Source organism: Pseudemcibacter aquimaris (genome assembly GCF_028869115.1).
GTDB classification, from domain to species: Bacteria; Pseudomonadota; Alphaproteobacteria; order Sphingomonadales; family Emcibacteraceae; genus Pseudemcibacter; species Pseudemcibacter aquimaris.
Map to the genome: position 1 here is coordinate 2,471,354 of NZ_CP079800.1, position 17,247 is coordinate 2,488,600.

General features: G+C 51.6%; 19 protein-coding genes. 2 read left to right on the top strand and 17 right to left on the bottom strand.

Annotated features, from left to right (window positions below):
- Positions 1–3 precede the first annotated feature (3 nt).
- Genes KW060_RS11630 through KW060_RS11660 form a run of 7 tightly spaced genes read right to left on the bottom strand, consistent with a single transcriptional unit; the run spans position 4 to position 7,942 of the window.
- Positions 4–426 (bottom strand): 3TM-type holin, encoded by a 423-nt coding sequence (locus tag KW060_RS11630; protein WP_249037127.1) that lies wholly within the window; start codon positions 424–426, stop codon positions 4–6.
- A complete protein-coding gene (locus KW060_RS11635) occupies positions 419–823 on the bottom strand; it encodes a M15 family metallopeptidase domain-containing protein (RefSeq protein ID WP_249037126.1) in 405 nt (134 codons plus the stop codon). Before KW060_RS11635 ends, KW060_RS11630 begins: the two co-directional genes overlap by 8 nt.
- Positions 823–1,113 carry a DUF6127 family protein gene (locus KW060_RS11640; protein WP_249037125.1) on the bottom strand — a complete coding sequence of 97 codons (291 nt, stop codon included), beginning with the start codon at positions 1,111–1,113 and terminating at the stop codon, positions 823–825. Before KW060_RS11640 ends, KW060_RS11635 begins: the two co-directional genes overlap by 1 nt.
- Before the next feature lie 28 nt (positions 1,114–1,141).
- On the bottom strand, positions 1,142–2,437 hold the full coding sequence (locus KW060_RS11645) for a hypothetical protein (protein WP_249037124.1): 1,296 nt from the start codon (positions 2,435–2,437) through the stop codon (positions 1,142–1,144).
- Positions 2,438–5,923, bottom strand: coding sequence for a phage tail protein (locus tag KW060_RS11650; RefSeq protein WP_249037123.1), 3,486 nt, complete (start codon positions 5,921–5,923; stop codon positions 2,438–2,440). It lies immediately after the preceding gene.
- Entirely contained in the window at positions 5,923–6,345 is a 423-nt protein-coding gene (locus KW060_RS11655) for a C40 family peptidase (protein WP_274757269.1), read from the bottom strand. Before KW060_RS11655 ends, KW060_RS11650 begins: the two co-directional genes overlap by 1 nt.
- Positions 6,335–7,942, bottom strand: coding sequence for a baseplate hub domain-containing protein (locus KW060_RS11660; RefSeq protein ID WP_249037122.1), 1,608 nt, complete (start codon positions 7,940–7,942; stop codon positions 6,335–6,337). Before KW060_RS11660 ends, KW060_RS11655 begins: the two co-directional genes overlap by 11 nt.
- 59 nt (positions 7,943–8,001) lie before the next feature.
- Here KW060_RS11660 and KW060_RS11665 point away from each other — a divergent pair, with 59 nt between their 5' ends.
- Together KW060_RS11665 and KW060_RS11670 are read left to right on the top strand one after the other, a co-directional pair.
- Complete coding sequence (locus KW060_RS11665; protein WP_249037121.1) at positions 8,002–8,292, top strand: type II toxin-antitoxin system TacA family antitoxin; 291 nt, start codon at positions 8,002–8,004, stop codon at positions 8,290–8,292.
- Complete coding sequence (locus KW060_RS11670; protein WP_274757270.1) at positions 8,289–8,789, top strand: GNAT family N-acetyltransferase; 501 nt, start codon at positions 8,289–8,291, stop codon at positions 8,787–8,789. The genes KW060_RS11665 and KW060_RS11670 overlap by 4 nt, the downstream gene beginning before the upstream one ends.
- A gap of 1 nt (position 8,790) precedes the next feature.
- On the opposite strand, the gene KW060_RS11675 is transcribed toward KW060_RS11670, so the two are convergent.
- The 10 genes from KW060_RS11675 to KW060_RS11720 all read right to left on the bottom strand — a co-directional run bounded on the left by KW060_RS11675 (position 8,791) and on the right by KW060_RS11720 (position 17,244).
- Positions 8,791–9,393, bottom strand: a complete 603-nt coding sequence (locus tag KW060_RS11675; protein ID WP_249037119.1) for a DUF2460 domain-containing protein — start codon at positions 9,391–9,393, stop codon at positions 8,791–8,793.
- Between the two features lie 8 nt (positions 9,394–9,401).
- Positions 9,402–12,224 carry a phage tail tape measure C-terminal domain-containing protein gene (locus tag KW060_RS11680; protein ID WP_249037118.1) on the bottom strand — a complete coding sequence of 941 codons (2,823 nt, stop codon included), beginning with the start codon at positions 12,222–12,224 and terminating at the stop codon, positions 9,402–9,404.
- Between the two features lie 24 nt (positions 12,225–12,248).
- Complete coding sequence (locus tag KW060_RS11685) at positions 12,249–12,443, bottom strand: hypothetical protein (protein ID WP_249037117.1); 195 nt, start codon at positions 12,441–12,443, stop codon at positions 12,249–12,251.
- Between the two features lie 32 nt (positions 12,444–12,475).
- Complete coding sequence (locus tag KW060_RS11690) at positions 12,476–12,931, bottom strand: hypothetical protein (protein ID WP_249037116.1); 456 nt, start codon at positions 12,929–12,931, stop codon at positions 12,476–12,478.
- 177 nt (positions 12,932–13,108) lie between these two features.
- A complete protein-coding gene (locus tag KW060_RS11695) occupies positions 13,109–14,053 on the bottom strand; it encodes a phage tail tube protein (protein WP_274757271.1) in 945 nt (314 codons plus the stop codon).
- Positions 14,054–14,064: 11 nt separating this feature from the next.
- Positions 14,065–14,499 carry a hypothetical protein gene (locus KW060_RS11700; protein ID WP_249037114.1) on the bottom strand — a complete coding sequence of 145 codons (435 nt, stop codon included), beginning with the start codon at positions 14,497–14,499 and terminating at the stop codon, positions 14,065–14,067.
- 65 nt (positions 14,500–14,564) lie between these two features.
- Complete coding sequence (locus tag KW060_RS11705; RefSeq protein WP_249037113.1) at positions 14,565–15,767, bottom strand: HD-GYP domain-containing protein; 1,203 nt, start codon at positions 15,765–15,767, stop codon at positions 14,565–14,567.
- 195 nt (positions 15,768–15,962) lie between these two features.
- Positions 15,963–16,616, bottom strand: coding sequence for a DUF6441 family protein (locus KW060_RS11710; protein WP_249037112.1), 654 nt, complete (start codon positions 16,614–16,616; stop codon positions 15,963–15,965).
- Complete coding sequence (locus KW060_RS11715; RefSeq protein WP_249037111.1) at positions 16,613–16,921, bottom strand: head-tail joining protein; 309 nt, start codon at positions 16,919–16,921, stop codon at positions 16,613–16,615. Before KW060_RS11715 ends, KW060_RS11710 begins: the two co-directional genes overlap by 4 nt.
- Positions 16,918–17,244 carry a hypothetical protein gene (locus KW060_RS11720; RefSeq protein ID WP_249037110.1) on the bottom strand — a complete coding sequence of 109 codons (327 nt, stop codon included), beginning with the start codon at positions 17,242–17,244 and terminating at the stop codon, positions 16,918–16,920. The genes KW060_RS11715 and KW060_RS11720 overlap by 4 nt, the downstream gene beginning before the upstream one ends.
- Positions 17,245–17,247: the final 3 nt, after the last annotated feature.

Sequence of the window (17,247 nt, forward strand, 5' to 3'; positions counted from 1 at the left end):
GAACTATTTCGCCTTCCCCCCAAACTTCTCAACTGTTCGCATAGCTCCAAGCCCCAGCAGAGACAGCAGCACAGTGACCAATGTTTCTGTGCCTGTCAGCTCCGGCAGCTCAGTCACATGCGGGAAGAAGTTAACCGTTATCCAGCTGAGCAGATCAAACAATATAAAATGCCACAGTAACGCAAAACCACACACCCAGCCGATGAAAGGTCGCCACCCCGCAACAAATATGGATCTGTGACCGGCTTCAATCTTGTTAAGTTCGATTTGGGCGAGGCTCGGCTGCATCATCAATTTGGCTTTTATAATCTGCGCTGCCTGTTTTTCTTCGTCGGTTTCAACAAAACGGTCGATGACATTGGCGACCCCTTCTGCTGCAGTGATGACGCCGCCACCGATGATAGACCCGAATAGTTTTTTAAGCATCTGTCACCTCCACCAATTCAAAGTGAACCAGATCATCAAAATTATTGTCCCGGACTTCTGTATCCCGGTCCCAGTCACCGCCCCAGCGCAAATTGATACCCATAGATCTGGCTAGGCCAATTACATAGCCCGCAAACAATGTCTGGCGCTCCCTGTCATTCCAATTGATGGGATAGGCCGCCACATCCACGGCCAGAGACGGAACTGCATTATGCTTCCCGTTTGGCCAACCGACCTGACTTTTACCTTCAGCGACCATCTGGTTCTGGCGGGCCTTGTCACGATGCCCTTCAAGGATGGTGCAATCAAACTCTCGGATCACCTCATGAAAAACCCGCTGCAAGAGTGAGTGGCAGGTGGCAAGGTTATTCAACGATTTCTCGGAAAAGGCGGGCATTATGAACCTCCTCCAAAAAGTTTAAATTTGATCGCCACCCCCGCCATCAAGGCGAGCAACAGTCCTGTGGTGATTAACCTGACTGCCGTTGCCCATGCTGTGCGTTTAGCAAGGCGCAGGGCGCTTAAGAGCGAGCGAAGTTCATGAATGTCGTCGGCAGCATCTTCGCCGTCGAGCCCAACATTCTTGAGGGCCTGTAAGGCTCCCTTACGGGCTGCACGCTCAAGCAATGCTTCAAAGTCTTCTTCGGGCATGACGATATGCCCGCCCTCATGATCAGGTGGTGTCATAGTCTTTTCCTTATTTGGTGTATTGAGTTTAGGTGCCGAGCGCCGCGCTCAGGGCAATGGTCAGATCAGCCAGCGTGGCGTCTGCCGGGTTTGGTGCAATCACACTGATCCTGTCGCCTGCGGCAAAGCTCACCTCACTAGCATTTGTGAAGGTCCCAACATTGCTGCCAATGGCAAAGTCGATACTGCCAAAGGACACGCCGTTCTTTTGAAGGTCCAGAGAGGTCGCTGCCGTGGCTGTAATATCAGCATAAGCCTGTGATCCAGTCAGTCCGATTGGTAAGACTGCGGCGCGGGTGAATATCTGACTGTGCAGTAGTTCCTCTGCTGATGGGGTGCCTGTTTTTGCAAAAGCAACATCTAGCGACGGTGCCTGTTGATCTGTGGTTTCGACAACCTCAAGGCAGATCCAAGTGCGGTCCAGGTTTTTCACCTCGGCTGACGATCCCACATAGACCATCAGCTCAAAATAATCGCCTGCCATCACCTCCATCACCGCGCTTGTGATATTGCGCATCTGATTGCTGTAACCGCTGTCGCCCCGCACAATGAAGGAACCTCCGCCAAGGACAGAGGTACCATTTTTTCTGATCTCAATGAGTTGATTGGTTGGTGAGGTTTGCCATTCCAGATTTGCCGTCAAACGCACTCGGGTCACACCTGCAGGCACTGTCAAACGGCTGGGCGTACCGCCATCCCAAAAGCTATCGGTATCATAGGATGCGGCCTCCCATGGGATCGCCGCATAAGCGCCCGTACTCGGGATGACATAATTGCTGTTTAGCCTGAGCAACGCTCCCTTGAACGGCAATAGCGTACGGCTGTAAATGCCTGCTGATTGGTTTGACCAGCTTGTTCCATCAAAGCGCAGGAAGTCACCACTGACCGGAGACGGCGCAGTCACGTCCGTGAGATCAACGAGCGCCGATGCCGCATCACCCGTTTGCCCCACCACATAAAGCGTGTTGGCCCCCGTGGCGTATATAAGCGCATGATCACCTGGGGCTAGCGTTACCGTTGCTGTTCCACTGCCCGTGGTCACCAGCATATTGACGCTTGTAGCATTACGACAAAGGAACGGCGCTCGCACTGACGGAATGCTGAGGGTTATATCACCGTCCGGCGTCCCATCCGCATAAAAGCGGGCATTGCTTTGGAACTCTTCTGTGGTCAATGTCCAGGTTAGACTATCACCAGCCTGCCAGCTTTTACCAAGCGTGGACGTGATACGCCCATCGATCTTGTTGAAAGCATCATTGGCTGTAACCTCTTTCTGGTTTTGGCCTGCTGCAATATGGGGAATAGCAAGATTGGGGGATGACATTTACACCTCCGCTTTGGCAGGAAAACCCCGCCCGATTGTTTCTGAAAGTTGATAGACCCGGATTTGAAGGCTGGCCTGAGCCATCCCAAAATCCGCTATTTGATCACTGGCTGAATAACTGGCTGTCTCACTTGTAAGCCCATCAAGGGTGCGAACGACCGACAGGCCATCAGCGGATAAAATATCCACTTCATAACCCTCAGATGTTTCGCCCAAGGGGACAACACCTGTGCCATCACGCCAGTCACCGCCAAGACGGGTGCGGCGCTGCCAGCTCATAGAGAGATTACCGCCACCATCCCGATTGCCTGTCACATGAACCGGGGCATAAGGCTTGAGGTCATTACCTGCAGCGCTAAAACGGTGCAGTTCTGTCTCATCAAAAAGCGCTCCAAAACCCACTGCTCGCCATGAACGGGATACACCCACCTCACCAAGGGCAAGACTGAGCGCTTGAATGCTTTCCCTGTCCAGCAGCACAAACTTGCTGCCCACTGCATGTGTTGCAATCTCAGCGTCTGTGCCGCGCCTGCCGCGAAGCAAGCCGGTGAGCAAATAGGAACCATCCCCCTGCAGGGTCACGTCCCTAAACTGGACAATCTCAGTCCCGCCGCTTTCCGGGATGATAACGGCACCATTAGCACCACTTAACATTTCTGCTTGGGTGATGCTCTCAAGGCGATCTGCGCCGCTGGTCATATAGATCTTGAGACTGTTCACCTCATCGGTCGCAAATGGAGATGTGGGCACCTCAAGGGGTGCGGCGAGCACCCCATAAGCCATCTCATAAAGACTGCGTCCTACCTGATCCCAGGTCAGCTCGTCAGCGCTTTTATAAAGACTGCCGCCCGTCCATGGGTTTTCCAGAGGACTGCCCATCAAATAATAAAGGCGGGAACCTGTCCCGCCTAAATCATCCGTATCCTGCAGCAAAGGTATAGTGAGTAAAATAAGCTCCGTGAAGCGATTGCTGGCAATTTGCTGCTGGATGATCTGCCCGCTATCCGCAACCACATCTGATACATAAGTGGCAGGCTCAGAAGCAATCAGCTTGAGCTTTATGCTATAATCCCCGCCTATATCCAGCCGTTCAATGCGGCTTGGAAAGCGCGAGCCGTTTGCAAGCTCGATGGTGATCACGTCAGCTGGATCAAGGCCCAGATATTTCTGGTCAAAGGCGGCCTCATAGCGGGATCGTTCCACCCAGTTGGCATAGAGGGTTTTCTCAGCCACTTGCTTGGCACTCCCAGCTTTCAAAACCATGGGCAGATCCAGACTGACTTGATTATCCGAGCTTGTGGTTGCCACCGGATTTTGAATACGCTTTGCGGCTGCTGTGCCTTGCACATAGTCCCGCGCCTTATCCATATAAAGTACCGATACCCGACCCGGCAATTCAATAGCCTGAATACGGGTTTCAGAAAGACGCAGTGCAGGCTCTTCTTCAACAGCACCCAGTTCGTCACCGGACACTGTGAGCGCGGAAGGGTTGCCTCTTGGGATGAATTTGAGGAGATTGTCGCTTTCCACCACATCAAAGAAGAAGGTGCTGGCAAGCGGCTCAAGCGCCCCTCTGATGGTGGTTTGGCGGCCAAGTACATATCCCGGCACACTCCCAGTGAGCGCAGTGGTTTCAATATCAGCCAGACCAAAGCCCGCCTTCAAGCATAGGTCCTCAACGATGGAAGCAAGGGGATCACCGTCACCGCCGCCGCGCCCCAGATAAAGCTTGGCCCAGCCGGATGTGGAGCGCACAAGAATGGTTTCATTGGCCCCATCAAAATATTGGGCACCGCTTTCGCTTAATGGCCATGATTCATCGAGGATGATCTCGCCGGTGCGGGTATCAAGTTCAATGACACGGCTACTGCGCATCAAAGCCCAACGGCTGTTTGAAACATAAGAGCCGTTAAAACCCGGCCCCTCATAATTGATCTGATGAGGGACAATAGTTTTCCAGACGATACCCAGAGCTTCGCGCCATTTGATCGTATAGATATTCCCGCCAGATCCACTGTTCGAGATGCGGCACTGGAAAATGACGCTATCGTCACTGGCATCATAGGTGAGACCTCCTGCTGTTCCATAAAAGCCAGTCGCACCAGCTTCAATATCCGCAGGGCTAAAGCGCACCATTTCTTCAAACATTACACCAATGCTTTGACCCATCAGGCTTTCATAACTCGCACCTGTTTGAACCCGCAGGCGATAAAGCGCCAACCCCGTATGATTGGTGCTTGTGTGGCTTGAGAGTATCCAACCATCACCGTAACCTTCTGCCACAATGCCTGAGACCAACCCTCGCACCCGGGCATCCGCCACCGATTGTCCGCTACCCCAAACATAAGCCATATCTTTGGCGCGGAGCAGTCCCACATCATCAAAGACAGATCCTGTGAGCAAAAAATCTTCACGGCCCGTGGCCCCATAAGCGCTGATCATGGCAAGCCAACTGCCTGCCACAAAGCGACTGGTGCTATTGCTGAGACCCGTTGAAAGAAACCCGAACCGTCCAACCTCGCGCATAGAATTCGGATCAATCCGCAAAATAGGTCTGCTATTGCTGGAACCCGTCACCAGATAAATATGACCATCTCGCCCAGCAAATAGGCGTGAAGGAAAATTATTGGGTTCAGTGGATGTCACATCCGACATCAGAACCTGGCGGTCTTCCTTCATAGTTTGCAGGTTAAACCGGCGAATGCCCGCTAGCGACGGGTTACTGCTGCTATCGACAAAATAACCAACAGCGCGATCCCTATCGATGGCCAGTTCATCAATCTGGTAACTATCAAGGGGAGCGCCTTCCCCTGTCGTGATAAAGTCCAACAGCTGATAAGGCTGCAGGTTTGTTTTCTTAAAGGTAATCTCGGCAGTGATATTGGGAATACGGTTGCCAAAATCAGCAAGCGCCAGATCCTCAAAGACCAGATAGCAAAGCCCGCGATGAGCAGGCGTATTGGCAGCCCCCAGATCACTTTCCATCAAAGGGTCTGGCAGTTGGTGTTCGTCCCCGGGATAAAAGCGAAAGTTAAGCCCATCCTTTTTAGTTCGATCTCCTGTGCCTGTCTTATCAAAGATCAATTTGCCGTCAGCCCAGAGCCGCAGCACATCTTCTGCCACGCCTTGAGCGAAACCAAGGGCAAAGCTTGCAAAATAGCTATAGGTGACACTGGTCTGTGATCCACCGCCGCCACCTTTACCGCCAGTGCGCGTGGTAGAAACATTCTTCTGTTCCCGAATACCTGACGACCAGATCATCTGGCCTGCCATACGCACAGTCCCATAACCAACGGCGATGGGAGAGCCATAGGCGGAGCCTGTCACTGTCAAATCCCCAAGCCGGGGACCTTCCTGTGTGATATTGGGACCTTTCGTTGGAAACAAAAGACTACCTGCAGCCGCACCAATGAGCCATCCGGCACTGGCCCCAATGCCAATGGCAGAACCAAGGGCGGCTCCGCCTGCTGCAACCAATATGGCCATTAGTCTGCTACTCCATAAAAACGAAAGGCATGGATGGCCTTCTTCTGCCAATCCGCTGTGTAAATTTCTTCAACGACTTTGCGCCGTAAGGCGTGCGCATGGATGATCCGAGGCTGGTCTTCACCCGCCGCATAAAAGGCCACATGACAGGGACTGGTGCCGTCTGCAAAAAGGATCACGTCGCCTGTCTTTAGGTCCGCGATCCTGATCTCTTCCATGGCCTCACGGAAAGCTGCAACAAAACGCCCGGCATGAGGTGTGCGCCGATAACCGCTTACATCATGGTCAGCAAGACCAAGGGAGCGGGCAACCAGAACCACAAGCCCAGCACAGTCAATCCCGGTTGATGAGCGTCCCTGATGTCGCCACGGCCTGCCAAGCCAACTGCGGGCAGCCATAATAATATCGTCTCTATTTTGCATCGGGGTATCTCATCAATTCATCTTGGCCGGGCAGATAAGGCTCTCCCCGGAAGTTTAAGACATTTGCAAACTTGTCCCGGCAGGTGGCAAAACGCTTGTCACACCCCGGAGCCATACGGAACCGATCACCGATCTCTGGCATAAAGGGCTGCGGGATAAAAAAGGACAGATCGCCCGTTACCGGATCAAAGGATTTCACTTCGGAAGCACGACCTTTGTTGGAGCCGCTTTCCCAGACAAGCAGCCCGCCTGCAAACCAGCTATTATCGGCTCTCGGGTCAGCGAGAGAAATGTTTACCTGACGCGCATCGCTGAGGCTTAAAATCTCACCGCCTCGGAACCATGCTTCTTCCGCTTCAAAGATGGCTGTGCCGTCTGTGGTTTGAGTGCCAACAATAATATCAAAGGCAGGCTGGGTGGTGGCCGTCACACCTGCGGTCACACAGCGATAAACCCGATTTTCAAAATCCGCACTGGAACTCAAACCTTCGGTCATATCCCGCGCAAGTATGCTCAGTGCGTCAAAGGCAGCATTAGACTGGGTACCCGCCCCGCGTTGATGCAACAGAGACACTTTAATCTTCCGCGCTGTTGCCGGTATAGTCACGGCAAGGGCCTGCCTAAGCTCCCAGCTACCTGTTGGCAAAATAACTTCAAAGCCCGTATCCAGAATGGTCGAGACAAGCTGATCAGATGCATCCAACAATTCAACAACCACCCGCCCCATATCACTGTCATAACTATTACCCCGGGCAATGGAGACATCCAGCTCATAGGCAAGTGCGTCAATCTTGGCCTCGTCAATGGTTGGCACCAGATCCACGGTCTGGGTGACCTCACCAGAGGCTGTGCTGCCGCCTTCCAGGTAGGCACTCCCACTATAAAGCGGCAGTGCCCCATTACTGGCATCATGGGTGTCCCATTGGCCAGAGAGGCGGCTCCAACCTGTTGGGGTGAAGGTGCTGGCATCCTGTAGGCCGTCTGCTTCAAAATCACCGTTAACAATAGGCAGAGAAAAGGTCACTTGCTCACCGCTGGTTCTGACCCGGACCAAATCACCAACACTGTAGGCTGTATCGCGCAAGATTTCTGGTGGCTCCAGATCTACCTTGCATTTGGTGTCACCGAAATCAGCTCGGCATTCGGGTGTAAAAAGACCTCCGATTGTTTTGGAGAGCGCCTGCGTCATACCGCGCAGCTCTGTCAGGAAGACCCCGTTTTCTTTTAAGGTCACTTCCCCAAACCAGCCTCGGCGCAGGGCAATCTGACCCATGGACAGATCAGCCCAATTGACCAGAAAAACAAAGACCTCAGCCCCGTCAAAGAGACCTGCTCGCAAATCTTCTTCCCGAATATCCTGACTGTCAAAAACGCCGGACACATCCAGATTATCCACACTCATACTGCTATCACTGCTGATGGCCGAGCGTTCATAGCCCGCTTGCGCTTTATACAGATCGCCGTCAAAGCTGATGTCCTGGTCATGATCTGTAAAATGATAGCGCACCCCGTCAGTGCGGATGATTTTCCAGCAAGTTGCCAAGCTGGAGACATCCCCAGCCAAATGCGCCGCAAAGGTTGCAGACATGGTTTTCATATGAATTTCCTTGAAATAGGCACCATTTTGACGTACATTTAGGCACAAGAAGGAGCAAAATGATGATTACAGCAGCAGAGACGAAAGCAGACCGGCTGAATTTACGGTTGAATTCAGATGTAAAGACCCGTGTCGAAAAAGCGGCCTCGCTTGAAGGCAAGACGGTGAGCCGTTATATCGTTGACACTATTGCCCGTACCTCTGCTGAAACCATCAGCAAGCACGAAACAATGGCGCTGAGCCGACAGGATGCAGACAGCTTCCTTGATGCCCTGTCCAAGCCCGTTGTTTTCAACAGCGCCTTACAAGATGCCTTGCAGCAACATGGTGAGAAAGTTACTGCAAAATGAGTTCCTCCCCATATGTTATCGAGCCGCTCGACAAGCACCATAATCGAGCGGCTTTTTCTTGTGGCAATGAAGCTCTGGATCGGTACCTGCAAAAGCAAGCCTCTCAAGATATCAAGCGCAATGTCTCCCGGGTTTTCATCCTGAGCGAAGCGGGTTCACCTGAAACCGTGCTCGGCTTTTATACCTTGAGCGCCCTCTCCATAGACGTTGAAACCTTGCCCGAAACCATTAAGCGCAAATTACCGAGACATCCACTACCTGCAGCCCTTTTGGGCCGTCTCGCAGTCTCTGATAGCGCCCACGGCACAGGTATCGGCAAACTTCTCCTTGCTGATGCGATCAAACGCACCATGGGCATTCAAGGGGACATGGCCATTTATGCGATGGTTGTTGATGCCATTGATGATAAAGCAGTCACCTATTATACAAAGTTCGGTTTTACCGCATTTGAAGACAACCCGGACCGGCTCTTCCTGCCTCTCAAATCAATCAGCTAAGTCATTCTCTGATCTCCACAATGGGGATTTCTGACCAACGGGCCAGATCATAGGTTTCAATAGAAATATCCATCTGATCCGTATCGAAGCGAGCAGGCACATCAAATTCAAAGTCTGCAGTCACCGCCACATCAACGGCTGGCGCTGAGGTGAAGGTGACAAGTCCAGTCGCTTCATCAATACTCCAGCCACTGGTTGCTTCCACACCGTCCCGGTAAATCTTGATCGTACCCGGCACTGGCCGCGTGATCTTGCGGGTAAAACTCTCCGCCCCGCTGCTATAGACTTTCTGGAGGTTAAAGGTCTTGGTGGTACCGTCGCCTGTACCGATCAGGCTGCTTGTAGCCTGAAAGTCGCTCCAATCCTTAAACCGAAATCCATAAGCCCGACCATACCGCGCCCGGAAAAAAGCAATCAGCGCTGCGATCTGTTCTCGCCGCTTCAGCCCGTGAGCCACATTCCAGCGCCCTCTAGCCTTTGACCAGTTCACATTGCGGCGCTCAAAACCGGAAACTGAGGCAATCACACTTGTTGAAAACCCCGGCCCACCGCTAGCCCCATAAGAAATATCTGTGGGGAACTGAACATCATGAAATCCGCTCATTCTTCCTCCTATCTATTTCTGTTGGCTCGCTCAATGGCCCGAGCGGCATCGGCTGCAATCTGATTCTGACTGGCTCTGAAACTACCCGCATCATTGGTTTTAATATTCATGACCACAGTGACCGGAGCCGCATTCATCGGCTCCCGCTTTATCCTCTCAGGCGGGATTACAAGTTCACCGCGCCTTGCGATAATGGGCACTTCATCCGGCAACAAACCGCCGCCCGCAATGCCGCCTGTATGGAAACGCGGTGCACCATCAAATGCGCCCACCGGGGCAAGTTTCATGGGAGCAGAGCCACCGATCATGCCGCCTTCATGGAACATCCCAAAAAAACCAGCGCCGCCGCCGAACATACCACCCATCATTCCTGCAAGCGGTGCCATGATCGCTTGGCGAACAGCCATCCTTGTGATATCTGCCATGATGCTATCAACCAGTGAGGAAAAAGAGATTTTCCCCGTGGTGACCATCTGGACAATCCCGTCCTCAATGCCTTGGAAAGCTTTACGGGTGATGTCTTCTGTCATCAGCGCCATATCTTCGGCCTCAAGCATGACAGACTGCAAACCACGTTTTACGCCGTCCGCCCAGTGGATGGAGTTTTGCAGATCCCGCTCCCGAGCATCCGCCATCATATGACTGAAAATTTCTTCAATCTGGGCTTTGAACCCAGCGTAGCCTTCCTTGGTCGCATCCAACCCTTCAAGCGCTTCCTTGCGCCAGCGAATGGCTGACTGGATTGCCTGCTCGGTTTCCGAGCCGAGCGCTGCATAGGCTTTCGTGATTTCTTCAACTGTTTCAATGTGGCGGCGGTTACGTTCTTCCTGCTCATCTTCCACCTTGGCTAAAGACATGCGACTGGCAATCAAGGCCCGTATTTTCTCCGCATAGGCCGCTTCAGCGCTTCCGGCTTTTGCAGTTAGATCAATACCAAGCCTGCGCAACTCTTGTTCCTGCGCTTCCAACAAAAGAGCGTCCTGAAGCGCCGCGCCGCCTTCTTGCCTTGCCAGCATCAAGCGTCTTAAAGCGACCTCTTCCTGCTCCAGCTCTGCAATGTAATCCTGAATGCGCTTGGTCTGCTTGTCTTCCTTTGGCGGTTTGACACGTCCTGTCTGACCGACTGCACCTGTTGGATTGGTGACTGTTGGACTGACACCATTCTCTGGTGTCGTTACACCTGTACGAATACGTTCAATCTCCGCCCGGGCACGACTGGCAGCAAGTTCAGCGGCTTTTAGGGCAAGCACCTGCTCCTGTATTTCTTTGGCATTCTCTGTAAACTCAGGATAGCGAACCGCCAGCTTCCAGATGGCTTCTCTATATTGGTCCGCATCGATGCGCCCCGTCTGAAACGCTTTTCTGATTTGATAGAGGTCTGCCTGAAGCTGCGTCCCAAAACGAGAGAACTGATCCCAAAAGCCGCCAATGCCCCCACTCTTAAGCTGCTGAGTAACTGCTTTGACATTGTCGTTGGCAATGCCCAGCTTCTCTGTCCAGCGGGCCAAGGCTTCATGGCGTGATGCGGCATTCAGGCTTTCAATATCATCAGTGGTCTGGGAGATCTTGGCGCGAAGCTCTTCCATCTCCTTGGCATGGTCTTTTGCTGCCTTACCCGCTGCGTCATGACCTTCAGCCAGTTTATAAAGAGCAACCCCTGCCAAGATGGCAATCCCCACCGGACCACCAACAAGCAGCATCACACTTCTAAGGCCAGCCATAGCAAGGGTCGCAAGCTTTGCAGCCCCTTCCATAATCACCATACGAGCTGCCGCCAGACTGGAGACCTGGGCCAGCATTTTGAAACCGACCACAGCACCCGCATTGCCGAGTATGGCAACATTCATGGCTGTGATGGCCCCGCCTACGGTGCGAGCAATCAGCAGAGCGCCCAAGCTTTCAACCACTACATCCATATGGGTGATGAGAAGACCCAGACCATCAGCTGCCACACGAAGGGCAGCACCCAGTGTTTCACCAAGGGACCGAGCGGCTTCCCTGCCACTGTCTGTTACATCTTTGAGGCTAAGCGCCACATCGCGAATAGCATCATTCAGCCCGCCAGCACCCACCTCCCGGGCAAGACGGGCAAAGTTATCCTGAATATTGGAGAAAACCCCGCCAAGGGTTTTCATCTGCTCAGACATGGCCCCCGCAAATTGCGCATTCCCGATCCGGCGCAGGTATGCTTCAATTTCTTCTGCATTCTTGCCGATGGTTGTCGTGATGCCTTGAAAGGTGAAGGACACCTGATCACCTTGGCTCTTGGCCTTGATGCCAAACTCTTTCAGCCGCTCAAATTCACCGGTCGCAGCGTCAGCAATGGCTTCCACAAACTGCATGAGGTTTTTGCCCATGGCAGAGGCCGTATTGCCATAAGAGCGCAGCGCATCTTCACTGGGATCAAGCCCAAGCGCCTTTAATTTGATAAAGGCTTCAGTGATCTGCTCCACATTGAAGGGGGTCTCACTGGCAAAATCCTCAATCAGCTTGAAAGCCCTGTCAGCCGCTTCCGCTGATCCGGTCACCGTTTTCAGGCTGGCATTCAGTTTTTCAAATTCACGGTTGGTGGAGACGATAAAGCCAAGAGTTCTGCTTATCCCCTGAATACCTGCATAGGCCCCGATCAAACCTGCGGCTTGGCGAAAGACACCGTTTAGGGCACGCGCTGATGCATCAACTGCCCGAATGCCGCTACTTGCAGGTTTAGTCGCTCCGGAGATCCGGTTAAAGGCAGCGGTGCCTTCCTGTCCCAATCGCCCGAACTCACGGCGTAGCTTATCGCCTCCCGTCGCTTGTAAGCGAATGGAGAGTTTTTTCTCTCGAGCCATCAGGTTCATCCAAGTGATTAGGGGTTAGTTTTGCTCCAGGTCTTTAAAACCAAGAGCGACGCCGTGGGCGATTTCTGGCAGGAACTCAGCCATGGCATGGGGCTCATATCCCAGCGTCGCGCCCAACTTTAGGGCGTCTGTGACCGGGAATTTGCGATCAATCGTCGGGGATAGTTTGATGAGAAGATCCCAAGCCTGCCAGCCTTCAAGGCTTTGCATCTCATGCTCAATATAGGGGCAGCGTTTGCCTTCTAGGCCTTTTTGGCCTTTGGCGCAGGGGCTGTCGCTTTCTCTGCATCTGGCGCAGTAGTCTGGCCCGTCGCTGGCGTGCCATCTGGCGCGGGCCTTGAGCCGTTTTTTTCTGCGTCCAACAACTCCTTCAGCCCCGTATATTGCTGACGGAATGTTTCTGCGATCACCCAATAAGCTGAAAATAACTCTTCAATCTTCTCAGGCGTTGCTGGTGCTGTTTCTTCACTCTCAGCCTCCATTACCCCTTCCCAATCAAGGATGGCCGACTGCGCCAAACCGAGTGTGAGATATTGTTCAGCAAGGGCCTCACGGATGCTTGGATTTTCAAGATCAGGCAAATCCCCAATGCTTGCCCCCACATCTTTGAGAGCACGATATTCTTCACCGAGCTTCTGCAGCTTCTGGTTCATTTCAGCGCGGGCTTGATAGAAAACCGCACTGGTGCAAGGGCGCACTTTGACACGCACACCAGCACTAAGGTCGATCCAATAGGGTTCTTTGGGGAGATTCAGTTTAAGCATTTATAACTTCTTTCTGTTGACCAGCGTTCAAACAGGATTAAGCTGTAGCCAATCCCATCTGTTGAATTCGTTCACAGACCGCGAGGCCCCGACTTTGGGGCCTCTGCTTTTTTAAGCGTAATCCGTCATATCGTTTGTGAGCGTAATGGTGAGCATTTTGCCAAGCACATCATCCTTGGCTCCCTGAAAATCATAGGTGGCTTCTATGCCGCCCGGTCCGCTAACACTGCGCTTGGGCTTTGGCAGATAAACCTCATGGGCAATGATCTGCAGTTTTTGATTGGCATCGATGGTATAGCTGAGCTCCAGATCAATGGGCGTACCAGCACGGGCAGCATCCATGAGCGTGGTGTCGCTATAGCGCACCGTAATAGAACCAGAGAGACTGGACATACCCGGTTCAATGGCCGCCACCATGCCGTCATCGCGGATGGTTTCCACTTTTTCCAGATTATTGCTGTAGGTGATAGAGGCCGTGGTCACATCACCGAGATCAGCGCCGCCTTGTTTGATTGATCCCTGAAACTGTGAAAAGCGCGTATAAATGGCTTCACCCGGCGTGCCATCGCGGGTCGCAGCGGCGGCAATCTCACCCTGACCAATAAGGCCGAGCGTTACCTGAGCCTCCCCTGATCTTTGGAAATTGAAGGCCATGCTATTGACCCGCACCCCGGCAAAAAGAGGAAAGTCCGGCACTTCAGGCATCCCGAGCTCTAAACTCAGGCTTGGCAAGCTAATACCGCCCGATTCAAAATCATGAGTATAAGGGCCTGCGCCAACTGTTACCGGAAGGCCAAAAGCACCTTTCAGCCAATAGCCAATGTTTCTGAGGTCCACTGGCACAACCAGATCGCCTTCCACATTGATCACATCCTGAAAAGGTGCTGTGGGGTCACGACCAAGGCCAAGGACACTGGTTTCAAGCAGACCTTGCTCTGAATCCAGTGTCGAAGAAATAAAAGGGACTTTCATGAAGCTGCCTGCAAGCGGCGCTTCTCCATATGTTGTTTCAAAGCCAAGCAACAGCCTGACATTCCATCCATAAGCTCTCGCCATAGCTGGCTCCTTCAGGTTAAGGGATTAGATGTTGAATATTCGAGGGTAATCGGGACAACTGCCGCCTTGAGGGCTGGTGCCCCCTCGATGCCTTCATCCATAAACTCGGGACTGCCGAGATGGGCAAAATCCACCGCACCAGATAATGTCTGGTCACCAAGAACAGCCGCTGCAATTTGAGCAAGAATGCTATCAATGAGAAGATCCCGTGCGGGCGCATCCTTGTCCTGTACAATCACTTCAATCTCAGCGCGGTGTTCAAAATGATAGCGCACAGGGGATAATGTGATTTCAGGGCTGCCCAAATCACCGTCCCGCAGGATCAGAATACCCGCATTTGGAATAGCCGTTGGCAGGATTTCACTGCGGAGCACTTCCGGGCCTATCACGCCTGATTGCAGGCATAAAAAAAGACCCTGAAGGGCCTGTTCACGAGCTGATGTCATTAACTATCATCCATGTTACTTAATTTGGGCTAACTAACAAAATAGGGGCTTTTTGTTAGTTAGATCTACTGAATGGTGAAATCTTTCAATTTGTCTACTGTGATAGTTCCATCGTCTACAAGGTCACAAAAAGCATCCACCACATTCTGGTCGTATATTTTGCCGCCTCCACTACGAATAACTTCAATGGCAGCTGCATGACCTCTAGCCTTCCTATATGGCCGGTCTAAAGCCATCGCATCAAAAGTATCCGCAACAGCCACAATTCTAGCTTCAATAGATATCTCATCACCAACCAGCCCAAGGGGGTATCCAGAACCATCTATTCTTTCATGATGCTGAGCAGCGATTTCTCTAATTGGCCAATCAAAATCAATATTATTCAATATGTTATCACCAGCAGAGGCGTGATTTTTAATGAGTTTAAATTCATCATCTGTAAGCTTTTCTTGCTTGGTAAGAACACTCGTTGGAACAATAAACTTACCTACATCATGAACTAGTGCCCCAAGTTCGAGGCCAGTCAACTGCTCTTCGCTTAAACCTAGTCTACGTCCAATCAATACAGAAATATCTGCCACATTTTGACTATGTCCTGCCGTGTAGGGGTCTCGCGCTTCTAACGCAGCCGATAATGCACGTACAATATTTTTTAATGCATTTTGCCTTTCGCTGTCCAACCTAGCTAATTCTATATGCTCTTCTTTTCTTTTACTGAAAAGCCTCATCAACAGCCCTAAAACTACTGTAGCAGGAAGAAAACTCAAAAACATAGCAGGCAAAACCTGATCGTTAACTGTTGTAACAGCGCCAGCAGGAAGAAACTGGAATAAAAAGGCGACTATTACATGGACTAAAAAACCCAGTCCTAACAAAGATAGCCAGTTTACCTCTATTCTTTTGCGCTGCTTCAGATACCAGAAAGCCAAACCACAAAATGATGATGCAATAATGACTGAAAAACCAACAAAAGCACCACCACCACCGAGATAGAGACGGTAAGCACCCGCAATGGCTGAAGAAGTAATCGCGACTAGCGGCCCGCCAAATGCAGACGCTAAACTAATCATTACCGATCTAGCGTCAAATATTACACCAGGCTCAACAACAACCGGTACAACCATGCCGAAAATACAAATGAGCCCAAAAAGCAAACCAAGTGATATCTGCTTACTTAACTCATTCCTAAACTCTAGGTTAACAAAAACACCATGCATCAACCCCAAAGTGAGCATAATTGAGACGGTTTTTGCTAATTCTATATACATACGCGATAAACTTTAACTTGAATATGTGTTCATTATTTGTTTTTCATTAGAAATAACCTTTTTTATTCAATAACATACAAACTCTTATCTTAACAGATATTATTTACTTGAACGCCGTGCTCATCACTCTCATTTTCACTTTAAAATTCTGCTCAAATGTAAAGCCCAACTTGATATATGAGCTATTTTTTAAAGTTACCGATCCCTCCAATGGCGCAGCACAAACTCTGGCAATCGGCTGTGCCATTTGATGGCTTCCGGCTCAAAACGGATCAGTTTGGGCAATTTAACCTGCGGCACGAGCCAGAACATTACCACGGATGACAAGCCATTGCCGGTTTTAAGGGCTCGCTGACTGGCTTTTCTAAACCCGCGCAGTTCCCCAGTTTTTCGGGAATAGGATGCCCGCATATTTTGAGCGACCAGCAGACTGGGGCCACGTTTGCGATAAACAAACTGCAACCTCATACCTCTGGCTTTTTCCAGATTACCCGGCGTGACCCGTTTGCCCATCACTCGCTTGGGCGCATTAGGTGTGGGAATAGCAAGCCAAAAACCATCTTTGGCGCGGATCACTTGCCCCTCTTCAAAACCTTCCATGATCTTTTGGGCTTTAGTGTAAACGAGCCCGGCTGCTTTCAGGCTTTCACCGCGACGAGGATAAACGTCCCCGCGCCATGTCCTCGCCAGCCTCGGCCCAAGACCACTGGCAACCACCTGGGAGCGCATGGATTGTTTCAGGCCAGATGTGGCTTGACGCACTGCCTTGGTGACAGCCCGTTCCCCCATCAGAAGTTCTTTCTTCAAATAGGCATCAAGATTACCTTCAAGCGCAGCCTTTAGTCTCATGCTTTCACCAGGTCCAGTTTCCAGATCAGACCATGCTGATCTTTTTGTGGCTCACCCTGAATGCTGTAGGACACCGATCCAACAGTGAGCCCATCTCCGACTTGCGGGTTTGGGACAACCGAGACCAACAGTTCAGCCATTTGGCTTGCTGTGTGAATTTGCGTTTCCCGAAAATCATAGATTTGATCAGGGATCTTGAGCACCGCCTTACAGGGGATTGGATCGCCAACAGCTGGCTGATAGGTCGCATCGACAGCCAGCTTTTCAAAGAGTTTGAGCGCAGCCCGTTCAAAGGCGGGGATCATCTCTCCGCCTTATTAAACTGCTCCCAAGCCAAGTCACGCTGCTGACTGGTGATATCCTTATCCAAAATATCCTCCAGAGCTTTAACGAGCGGCTTGCCGTCCTTGCCAAAACCATCTGCGTCCAAAACAGAGATGGCATCAAGCAAGGCCGACATATCTCCGTCATCAGATGCTGAGGTTTCAATCGAGGCGGCAGCAGTGGCTGCTTTGACAAATCCAAGCTTGATCAAGCGCTCCGCATCTGCCTTTTCAAGGTCAGTGGTCTCACCGGGCATAACGGTAGATTGGCGGCCCTGCAGGCTAGAAATTGCAATTACCTTCATATC